The organism is Enterococcus sp. DIV1421a, from assembly GCF_051711025.1.
Lineage (GTDB): Bacteria > Bacillota > Bacilli > Lactobacillales > Enterococcaceae > Enterococcus_B > Enterococcus_B hirae.
This window is the reverse complement of sequence record NZ_JBIOLU010000001.1, coordinates 233,284-244,287: the sequence shown is the minus strand read 5'-3', so window position 1 is coordinate 244,287 and position 11,004 is coordinate 233,284. Positions and strand designations below refer to the sequence as shown.

The following is an 11,004-nucleotide window of genomic DNA, read 5'->3' as shown; positions in this document are numbered from 1 at the left end:
GGATAAAAAAAGAGCCCGAGACACCGTCTCAGACTCAACTACTAAGCTTTACCTATTTGTTTTCTTTACTATCTTCAGGTGTTTCAACAGTTTCAGTAGCTTCTTCTTTCACTTCTACTGTTTCAGCAACTTTTGGTTCTGTTTTTTCTACCGTATTTACTGTCGAATCATTGGTTACGACAGTTCCAGGTTTAACCGTTTTGATGGCTGCTCGATCGTATTCTAGAAAAATCCCTTCACAATCTATAACGACTGTGCGTTTTTCATTGTCGATCTCTGAAACAACACCATGTAATCCGCCGATTGTAACTACTTCATCGCCTGATTTCATACTGTCTAGTAAATTTTGTCGTTCTTGTTGTTGTTTCTTTTGTGAACGTGACATAAAATACCACATTGCTAAAAGAGCAACGAACATGACTAACATTGGTAATGATCCCATTTTTTTCACCTCACTAACATGTATCTACACACTCAACTTTAGCAGAAAAAGGCGTGAGACACTAGTTTTTTACATAAATTTAGTGAAAAAGATTAGAAACTTTTGGCATTCTCTTTATTAAACCCATATTCCTCAAAAAAGGCTGCTCGAAATTCTAATAAATTGTCATCCATGATCGCTTGACGCACTTGTTTCATCAAATTTAATAAGAAGTACAAGTTATGGTAAGACGTTAACCGTATCCCAAATGTTTCATCACATTTGATCAAATGACGAATATACGCACGTGTATAATTTTTACATGTGTAGCAGTCACATTTCTCATCGATTGGGCGCAAGTCATGTGCGTATTGTGCATTTTTCACGACTAAGCGTCCTTGTGAAGTCATACAAGTACCATTTCTTGCGATACGTGTAGGCAAGACACAGTCAAACATATCGACTCCTCTAATCACGCCGTCAATCAATGAATCTGCTGCACCAACACCCATTAAATAACGTGGTTTATCCTCAGGGATCAATGGTGTTGTAAACTCTAACACACGGTTCATTTCTGATTTAGGTTCGCCAACAGACAAACCACCGATTGAATAGCCAGGGAAATCCATTGAGATCAAATCTTTTGCACTTTGGCGACGTAAATCTTCAAACCCAGCTCCTTGAATGATACCAAATAATCCTTGACGATCAGGATTCAGATGGGCTTTTAAGCCTCGCTCAGCCCAACGTGAGGTTCTTTCCACTGATTTTTTGACATAATCATAGCTTTCATCAAAAGGAGGACATTCATCGAAGCTCATCATGATGTCTGATCCTAATTTATTTTGGATATTAATTGCTTTTTCTGGTGATAAAAACATCCGAGAACCATTTAAATGATTTTTAAAATGGACACCCTCTTCTTCGATGTTACGCATATCGCTTAGCGAGAACACTTGAAAACCACCTGAATCTGTCAAAATCGGTTGATCCCAATTCATGAACTTGTGTAAGCCGCCTGCTTCTTCTACCAAGTCTTCTCCAGGTCTTAACCATAAATGGTACGTATTACTTAAAATGACTCCCGCACCCATTGCTTTTAATTCTTCAGGTGACATGGTTTTGACAGTTGCTAGTGTTCCCACAGGCATAAACATTGGTGTGGGAAATGTCCCATGAGGAGTGATCAATTCACCAAGACGGGCACCGGTATGTTTTTCTTTTTTGATTAAACGATAACGAATGGCAGGTTGTGTCATTCAATTCCCTACTTTCTCTATAATAATCGCATTGACAACTCCCATCATCATAATCGTTCTAACTCTTTTTTGCAAGGGTTCATTGGGTAACAGGTGTTTATTTAACCTTCATTTTTTAAAGAAATTATAATAACAGATAAAAGATAAAGAAAGCCAAATTGTTTCTTCTTTGTTATACTTATGGCATAAATAAAAAGGAGTGAAACTCATGCTATCTTCAAAAGAACTGAAACAACAAGCAAAAGACAGTTTAAAAGGACGCTGGGGACAAGCTGTATTATTGAATTTAGTCCCAACGTTAATCACAATTGCACTCATTATGATCATAGCTATTCCGACCGCTTTATTATTTGCTCATTCTTATAATGATCCTGCAGCTGTCCAAGATATGGCAAACAATACCAACGGAGGTGCTGCTTCTAGCGGTGGTGGTATTGTGTCTGGTATTATCAGCGCACTATTTATGAGTGGGATCTCATGGACCTATCTAGATATCCTGCGTGGAACCAAATCGACCATCGAACCATTTAAAGATGCCTTTCGTGGTTTTACAGGATTATTTCTTGGTGGTGTGATTTTACTAGCTATTTTGATTTCGATCTTCACTACTTTATGGGCGTTATTATTCGTTATTCCTGGTATCATCAAAAGTTATTCTTATTCCCAAAGTTACTTCATTTACTATGATGTTATCACTGAAACAGGGGAAAAACCGAGTGTTCTCAATACGATCACTGCTAGTCGTAAATTAATGGATGGCTACAAAGGTAAATTGTTCTGGCTTGATCTATCCTTTATTGGCTGGCATATCTTAGCCATGCTAACTGCTGGAATTGGTTATTTATGGTTAAATCCTTATATTACAGCAACTAAAGCAGCTTTTTATGAACAATTGCCAAAAAACGTATAAAAATCAATGTCCAATGAAACGACCCTCAAAAGTTAGACCAAAAATCTAACTTTTGAGGGTCGTTTCACATGCTTCAGCCGCAGTCGCTTTTTTCATTTCGCTCACTTCTGCTCAGCTTTTAGAACTTCGCCAGTATACGCATCAACTTTGACTGTCACTTTTTTTATTTTTTCTTTAATAGTAATTGTCCAATACGATTTTCCTGATTGTCTTTCGAGATACCACATTACTGCTTTTCCTGTCCCAGTCGTTTTTTCAGCTACTTTTTCAGCTATTTCAGTAACTTCCGATAAACTTTTTAAGTTTTTGATATTGAACAGATCTGCGGATTGCTCGGTAGTGGCTTGTTCGTGTTTGTTTCGTATGCGATATACTTTTTTTTTTGATGTTCGCTGTTTTAGTTGAAATTCTTACGCTGCATTCTTTAGTTGCATCTCTACCAGTAATTTCGTAATAGTAAGGACCAACAGTCTGACTAACTTTCACAGAAGTAATCGCTTGATTAGGATAACAAGTCTGATAAGTTTCAAGTGCTTCTTTTAATGATACATTGAATTTTTCCGGCTCCTCAATTTCATCCGCAGATGTGGACGAACTAGAAACATTGGCAACCTTGATTTCTTTCGTTTCATTCCCATAATTTTCATAAGGATAATTAAAAACAAACATCACCAACATCCCCAAACTAAAACTAGTTAATACCGTTAAACACCATACAAACAACTTCATCTTTTCCGCTCCTTCACAATCAATTGTTAGATTCTTGAAATGAACGATTAATCGTTCTTTTTTTAGGAGTTTGAGGCTGGATGAATTGAATCCTCCAGCCTCATTGAGAGAATATAAGAGATAAAGCAAATAATATATCCCTATGTCTTTATTCTACTTAAATCTTTCATCTTATTTTTTTTATTTTTTTACCATCTAGTCATGAACAAATAAAAAAAAAACATATTAGAAAAGCTCCCCCATGGCTTTTCTAATATGTTTCATCATTACTTTTGATGGAAAGGAACGATTTTAGAAGTCAGTGTCACTGATTTCTAAATTTACTGTTACATTTCCACGCAAAGCTTTTGAGTAAGGGCAAACTTGATCTGCTTCTTCAACAAAACGTATTGCTTCATCTTTCGGCATATCTTTGATAAAGACTGTCAAAAGAACTTCTATTGTAAAATCTGCCTCTCCATGATTCAGCAAGGCAACGTTTGCTTTTACTGAACTAGGTTGATTGATGTTCTTTCTAGATAAAACTAATTCTAAGGCACCGTTAAAACAGGCACTATAAGCTGCTGCAAAGAGCTCTTCGGGATTTGTTGCATCCGTGTTTTGGGTTCCAGGTGCTGCGACATCATACAAAAATTTTTTCTCTTGTGAATAAATTTTACCACTACGACCACCTGTATTAATAGTAGCTACCTCATAAATTTTGCTCATAAATTTCGCCCTCCAAAGTTGATTGTAAATATAGTAGTTGGCATCTAGGTAATTGGGTATCACATAAAAGGTTAGTGTATAGGAATGATTGGGTTGTTTACAAGAATAGTAAATTTTACCTAAAACCAAACTGCGTCTATTTACTTCTTTACTCTAAAGGATTATTCAACGTCATTTTTTCTTAAAAAAAATACGAATCTACTCTTTATTGAAATTATTAAAAATTTTGAGCAAGGAAACTACTCGTGTTCAATTTTCTTTTTTCCATTTCCCTAAACCACTCAAAATAGGGTTATAGCCAAACAAAGACGTTAATAAAAAATAGATAGGGACGGCTATAGAAACTTGGATTAGATTAGTCAAAAAGGTAGGTGACATGCCATTTGTAATTATTCTTGTAACGAACCACATAATAATGGATGAACAAAAAATAACCAGTAAGTTTTTTTTCTTAAAGCTAAAATTTGTTTGATTCAAGAATGATTTTGTACGTACCACTGTTACAAAAATTTCTGCTAAAAGGTTTGAAAAAACCACTCCAAAAAAACCGATCCACGGTAACAAGATTAAATTAGATAAAATATTGATAACCGCACCAATTAATACAGATTTATTGTAGATTTTTACTTTGCCAATCGGTATCAAATATTGTCTAGAAATGGACATACCTAAGGGCATCACAACGATCAAAATAGAAAAAAGTGGAATAACTTTATTGATGAATAAGAATTCTTTCCCAAAAAACCAGGGAACTAATTTATCGTAAACCGTAAGCATCCCGAACATCGCTGGAACACTAAAATATAATTGTAAATGAATCGTCTTATCAATGATGTCCACCATCTTATTAATGTTTCCTTTGGCATATAACCCACTCATGTGCGGTAATAGCACCATATCAAGCGTTGTAATAACCGTGATAAATACCGTATTGATTGTTAATGAATTAGTGTAATAACCAACAGCTGTACTACCAATAAAAACACCCAATAAAGTCTTGTTTAGATTCGTATAAAGTAAAATAGCAACCTGTGGGATAAAAAATTCAAAAGATGATCGGATATGTCTAAAGCTATCTAAGAATGCTACCTTTTTAAAATTTATATGTTTATGAATAAATAGCCATGTCAATAGTTGAGATAATAAGGTTCCTACTGACTGTAGTAAAACATATAAAATCGTATCAGAAGAATCTTTAATCAAAAAGATAATTAAAATGAAAGTAACAAATTGAATTCCCAGATTGATCATGCTCGTTTTTCTGAAATCTTCGATTCCCATAAAAAACCACGAAATGTCAAACATAACAGCTATAATAGTGAGACTTTGTATATAGAAATAGATCTTATTACCTAAAAAAGTAGTAAATAACAAAAAAACTAAAAGTGTAATACATGTTAAAACTGCTTTTAATAAACAGATTTCCCAAAACGTTTTTGAAATATTTTCTTTACGATTATAAACTAATGCGATTTCTCGATTCCCATACATCGAGATCCCTAAACTAGCGACTAACACAAAATATTGAGTAATCGAATTGGTGTAATTAAAAATCCCTAATCCTCCAGGACCTAATGCTTTTGAAACAATTGGGACTGTAATGATTGGCATGATAATCTTTGTCAGTTGAAATAATGACTGATACCCAAAATTTTTAAGCACATGTTTCAATTCTATTAGTCCCTTCCAAATATATCTCGCGTATAGACTTTCATTTCTACATCTTTGAGTAACGGATCAAATCGATTGGCTAATATCACATCTGAATGCTTCTTGAACTCATCAATGTCCTTTATTACTTTAAATGTCGAAAAATGCTCCTTCTTCACTGTCGGTTCATAAATGACTACGTTAATGCCTTGATCTTTCAAAAGACGCATGATACTTAAAATAGATGAATATCTGAAATTATCAGAGCCCGCCTTCATTGTTAAACGATAAATCCCTACTACATCTGGATTTTTTTCCATGATACGATCTGCAATAAATGTTTTTCTTGTATCATTTGACTGAACGATGGCTTGGATCAGATCATTTGGCACGTGCTGGTAATTCGCTAGTAATTGTTTCGTATCCTTCGGTAAACAATATCCGCCATAACCAAAAGAAGGATTATTATAATAGTCCCCTATTCTTGGGTCCATTGAAACCCCCGAGATAATTTGAGCTGTATCTAATCCATTCATTTCAGCATAAGTATCAAGTTCATTGAAATAAGCAATCCTTAATGCTAAATAGGTATTAGAAAACAGTTTGATCGCTTCTGCTTCTGTTGAATCAGTTAAAATAACAGGAACATTTTTTATTCGAGTATTTTTTTTAAACATCGAAGCAATTTTTTGTCCTCTTTTCGTGTTTTCGCCTACAACGATACGAGAAGGATAGAGATTATCATACAATGCTTTTCCTTCCCGCAAAAATTCTGGTGAAAAAATAAAATCCTCTGATTGATATTTCTTTTTTAAATACTTAATATAACCTAAAGGAATCGTTGACTTAATGATAAATACAGCATCCGTACGTACTGCCTTTACCTTTTCGATTACTTCTTCTATGGAGGAAGTATCGAATAGGTTTTTTTCTTCATCATAATCGGTTGGAGTAGCAATCAAAATAAATTCTCCCCATGATGCTGCACTTTTGAAGTCTTGTGTAAAAGTTATTCCCAATTCTCTATTATTCAAAAATTCTTGGATCTCTTTATCTTCGATTGGGGAACAACCTTTTATTAGTTTCTCGATTTTTTTCTGATCGATATCATAAGCAACCACATCATTATTTTGGGCAAGCAACAATGCATTTGCTAGCCCTACATAGCCCATACCGAAAACAGATAGTCTCATTTCTTACACCTTACTTATTTTTTTATTTTTTGCTTGTTTTAAAATTTTTTGTATTTTTTTATTATCCCCCCATACAGCCTTAGAATCATATTTTCTATCGGGATAGGCACCATAATCCAAATGAATATTCAAGTGATTATCTGCAATGAATTGTTCGACACGTTCTTTTAATTTAACAGGATAACCTGAGCAAATATTAATGATTCCTGAGATTTCGTCTTGTTCAACAGCTGCTGCTACTTGAAAACAAAAATCATCATAGTCTAAAAAATCGTATTGGTTTTCCCCCATTGTAAAAGGAAAGTTTACCTCTTCTTCCTTGGCTTTCTCAATGATTTTTGAAAAAACCGAACTACCACCCGGTTGATTCGATACAATGTAATAAGCACGCAACCATTGAAATTTTTTATTGGTTTCTTTAGCCATAAACGAACTAAAATTTCTCAATGAATCTTTTGCAATGCCATAGTAACTCATTGGGTGTGTACTAGTGAATTCGTTAATGCAGCCTTCATAAAATCCAACTTCATGCATCGATCCCATCACTACGATTTTATCGATTCCTGATAAGAAAAATTTTTTTAAAAATAGTGCATGATCGGATAAGTTTCTAATATGACTTTCTGCATTATGGATAAACCCATCTTGCCATGCAAGATGGACTAATACGTTCGGTTCACCAAAATAATGATACGGATCAGAAATATCAAAAAGATTTTCTTGATAGATAGTGGCTTCTTTATTTATTCGATTCGTTCTGACATCTGTCGCAATAACTTCATTTCCATCATTGATCAGTTGGTCTACAATTCCAGTTCCTAAATAACCGTTTGCTCCAGTTACTAATATTTTCATCAATTCTCACTCCCCAAATTTACTATTTTTTCTATTATTTTTTCCCATGAGAAGAGGTCGAGTAACACCTGATCCCCAACAGGGATACGTTTTTTTCCCAAAAATTGAAGCATTTCGTTGATTGAGATCGGTGAATCATCATCCTTTACTTGATAAATATTTTGTTTTACTGCACTAAAAAATGGTGTTTCGCCTGATGTAATCACTGGAATTCCTTGATAAAGTGCTTCGGATACTTTGATAGCTGTCTCAATATTGGCACCTCGTAGATGTAACTTTAATGTACCGATAGCCATTGAAGCTTCACCATAAAGCTGTTCTAATTCTTGACGATCTTTATACCCATGAAATATAACGTATCCTTGTAATCGGTAAGATGCTACCAGTTGTTTTAACTCTTCAATTGCTGGTCCCCCACCAACAATGTCAAAGAAGACCTCTGGTGCTATCTCATCTTTTGTCCGATAATAATATTCAAGTCCTTCAATTAAACGATCCAGCCCATGATAAGGATAAAAATTTCCAACAGCAACTACCCGATGTGTAGGCTGTTCTTCATTTTTCTGATATAAATTGACTGGCAAATTATCCGGATCTACACCATTGTAAAAAGAAACCATCTTCGCCTTTTTTTTATTACTTGTCTTCGCCTCAATTACTGCAATCTTATTGCATTTTTTTTCATACAATCGATCACCTAAGTAATTCCATACTAGACTCAATCCACCCTTTAACTTATTGGGTGCTACATTCAATTGTTCTTTATAATAAGGATAAGTAGGAATTTCCATAATCGTTTGAATTGTTTTTTGCTGAGAGATACTTAGCAGTTCACTCATTATTTTTGTATAATATTGATCCCGAAAATAGAAATGAGTCCATTCTCTCGACAACAATAATTTTTTTGTTGCTATTTGGATATCTTTTATTTTTTGACGGTGATTCGTTGCATCACTCTTTGTTAATAAACTGTCGTGAATCATCTGCTTGTCATAAAACTCACGTACTCTTATTTCTTGTTTTTTAAAATAAAGTAACCAACATTGCTTTTTATGATTGCTCATATACTTTGCTTGGGAACAGTTCTTTTTAAAAATACCTTTATTTTCTTCTGCAGAAATCCCACTCAAAAATAAGATGCTCATTGTATTTTGTCCTTTCTTATAGCCATTCATTCTGATAAAATAGCGGATTAAAAATCCTTTCAGGTATAGAGATCGAAAAATAAGAAACATAAAACCAAGCCAGAAGGTGAATAACTAACATCCCCCACAAAACGAGTTGATAATAGGTGACTTTTTTGTATTTATAACTAGCATTGATCACAGAAATATAAATCAAAGGCAATATACCTCTGGCTAAACGGTAAAATTCCACAGAATACCAAAGCAAAGGAATAAACATCAATAAAATCACCGAAGCATAAAACACATATTGTGAGAATAGTTTATTTTTTTGACTGATTGTACTTTTAGGAAATCCTAAATGTGCCCAGTATGCTAACCCCACATTCAGCAAGAAAAGAAAAATAACTTGTATCGAACCATTTGTTATTTTTTCAGTATATTGTTGGATTCTTCCGGAATTTGTTGAGAACTCTTCGATTAAATAATTCAAATAGGGAGGAGTTCCACTATAGATTACATAGATCAACTCCAGAAAAATTGCACCACCAACCATTAGTTGAATAAAAAACTTTTTGTTTTTTGAAGATAAAAATAAAAACGGTAGATAAAATAAACTGATCGTATGAAATAAGCTAGCGCTAATTATGCCAAAAAAATATTTTATTTTTTTATTTTCTACTAAATATGGAAATGAATAAATCACAAGAGATATCGCCACTAAATTCCTTAGTTGAATAGCATCAATAAAAAATAAAAATAACGTATAAATAATTATAAATAGATGAGTATTTACGCAATATTTTTTAACTGTCGCACCGATTAATAGGGTTGCAAATAAAAAGACCAACCCACGCATACCAAAGAGTCCTAAATTTAATTGTCGGCAAAACTGTGCAAAATAGTAAAAGCCGAATTCTGTCGCTTTATATTTGATACGTGCATCATCAAAATAAGTTGCTTTATAGTAGACCATGTCTGTATTTTCAGTACCACCTGCAAAAATCAATCCGAGGATCAAAACACTTAATAAGAGTAAATATTTATTGCGTTTATTTCTGAAAACTTCAATAAAATTAAGTATCAGTACAGCAAAATAAGCAACGATGATCATCCAGCAGACACCCTATTCAACATTTTTTTTATAAAACTGGTTCCATAAATCAACTGATTCAAGGTTCGATATCTCCGTTTTTCCATTAAACGACTCACCAGACATAAATAGTTTCTATAATACCGTGATGATTCTATGATTAAAGGTTTCTGTATTTTCTCTTTGGACAATAGTTGTTGGATATCTTGTAGCATCTTTTTTTGATTCGCTGTATTCATGCCGAATTGGGTATAGATATTCAACCCATGTCGTAAAAAATAAGTATAGCGATATTTTTGATAGTAGGGATAAACGCGTTCATTCCATTCAATTTCTCCAATTGTTTCTATAAATATTTGAAAATCTTTCACAGCTGAGGGATTATTTTTTAAAGAAGTACTCGTCAATTCACGTTGACTATATTGATAAACTACTTCGGGGACCAGCTGAATCGTTTGACATTTAGAAACATAGTTAAAATTGAATAAAGTATCTTCTTGCCCATAACGAAATCTTTCATCGAATTTCAAATCATACTCATCTATTATTTTTTTTCGGTACAAACAATTCCATAAATGGAGAAACGTCATTCGATGATCTAAATTAAACAAAGCATAAGCAATCTCTTTTTGATCCTTTAATTGCTTTTCTTCATAGGAGTAATCTATTTCAGACAAAAGCAGTTGTTTCTTATCAATCAACTGCATCGATTTGCCGCCTACGATCATATCTGCATCTCCGATTTTGTTAGACAAATAGACATAGATATTGGGATTAATTGCATCGTCTTGATCGATAAAACTAACAAATTCGCCTGTCGCATAAGCTAAACCTGTATTACGGGCTGCACAGATCCCCGCGTTTGTTTGATGAATCAATAATATACGTTCATCTTGTTGTGCAAATTTTTGGCAAATTTGATAACTATCATCTTGTGAACCATCATCAATCAAAATCAACTCGATGTTTTTGTAGGGCTGATTCAATAACGCTTGGAGTGTATTTTCTAAATACAAGCTTCCGTTATAGATTGGAACAATCACGCTAATTCTCTTCAATTTT

General features: G+C 33.8%; 12 protein-coding genes. 1 reads left to right on the top strand and 11 read right to left on the bottom strand.

Annotation, left to right across the window (positions count from 1 at the left end; translation table 11 throughout):
* Positions 1–52 precede the first annotated feature (52 nt).
* Positions 53–442: a preprotein translocase subunit YajC gene (yajC, locus tag IGK21_RS01160; protein WP_010720295.1), complete on the bottom strand. Its 390-nt coding sequence runs from the start codon at positions 440–442 to the stop codon at positions 53–55.
* A 92-nt stretch (positions 443–534) separates the two neighbouring features.
* Positions 535–1,680, bottom strand: coding sequence for a tRNA guanosine(34) transglycosylase Tgt (gene tgt, locus IGK21_RS01155; RefSeq protein ID WP_181914770.1), 1,146 nt, complete (start codon positions 1,678–1,680; stop codon positions 535–537).
* Between the two features lie 208 nt (positions 1,681–1,888).
* On the opposite strand from tgt, the gene IGK21_RS01150 reads away from it, so the two are divergent.
* Positions 1,889–2,590 (top strand): DUF975 family protein, encoded by a 702-nt coding sequence (locus IGK21_RS01150; RefSeq protein ID WP_126344801.1) that lies wholly within the window; start codon positions 1,889–1,891, stop codon positions 2,588–2,590.
* Between the two features lie 101 nt (positions 2,591–2,691).
* On the opposite strand, the gene IGK21_RS01145 is transcribed toward IGK21_RS01150, so the two are convergent.
* The 9 genes from IGK21_RS01145 to IGK21_RS01105 all read right to left on the bottom strand — a co-directional run bounded on the left by IGK21_RS01145 (position 2,692) and on the right by IGK21_RS01105 (position 11,000).
* A complete protein-coding gene (locus IGK21_RS01145; RefSeq protein WP_232622393.1) occupies positions 2,692–2,865 on the bottom strand; it encodes a PepSY domain-containing protein in 174 nt (57 codons plus the stop codon).
* Between the two features lies 1 nt (position 2,866).
* Positions 2,867–3,319, bottom strand: a complete 453-nt coding sequence (locus IGK21_RS01140; protein ID WP_126344803.1) for a hypothetical protein — start codon at positions 3,317–3,319, stop codon at positions 2,867–2,869.
* Between the two features lie 291 nt (positions 3,320–3,610).
* Complete coding sequence (locus tag IGK21_RS01135; RefSeq protein ID WP_010736880.1) at positions 3,611–4,027, bottom strand: Ohr family peroxiredoxin; 417 nt, start codon at positions 4,025–4,027, stop codon at positions 3,611–3,613.
* Positions 4,028–4,276: 249 nt separating this feature from the next.
* The gene (locus tag IGK21_RS01130; protein ID WP_010720300.1) at positions 4,277–5,698 is read right to left on the bottom strand and encodes a flippase; all 1,422 of its coding nucleotides are present in this window, start codon (positions 5,696–5,698) and stop codon (positions 4,277–4,279) included.
* 5 nt (positions 5,699–5,703) lie between these two features.
* Complete coding sequence (locus IGK21_RS01125) at positions 5,704–6,870, bottom strand: nucleotide sugar dehydrogenase (RefSeq protein WP_034865877.1); 1,167 nt, start codon at positions 6,868–6,870, stop codon at positions 5,704–5,706.
* Between the two features lie 3 nt (positions 6,871–6,873).
* Positions 6,874–7,725, bottom strand: a complete 852-nt coding sequence (locus tag IGK21_RS01120; protein ID WP_010736877.1) for an NAD-dependent epimerase/dehydratase family protein — start codon at positions 7,723–7,725, stop codon at positions 6,874–6,876.
* Positions 7,725–8,870: a glycosyltransferase family 4 protein gene (locus IGK21_RS01115; protein ID WP_010736876.1), complete on the bottom strand. Its 1,146-nt coding sequence runs from the start codon at positions 8,868–8,870 to the stop codon at positions 7,725–7,727. Before IGK21_RS01115 ends, IGK21_RS01120 begins: the two co-directional genes overlap by 1 nt.
* Positions 8,871–8,886: 16 nt before the next feature.
* Positions 8,887–9,963 carry an EpsG family protein gene (locus tag IGK21_RS01110; protein WP_010720304.1) on the bottom strand — a complete coding sequence of 359 codons (1,077 nt, stop codon included), beginning with the start codon at positions 9,961–9,963 and terminating at the stop codon, positions 8,887–8,889.
* On the bottom strand, positions 9,960–11,000 hold the full coding sequence (locus tag IGK21_RS01105; protein WP_181914769.1) for a glycosyltransferase family 2 protein: 1,041 nt from the start codon (positions 10,998–11,000) through the stop codon (positions 9,960–9,962). The genes IGK21_RS01110 and IGK21_RS01105 overlap by 4 nt, the downstream gene beginning before the upstream one ends.
* Between the last annotated feature and the right edge of the window lie 4 nt (positions 11,001–11,004).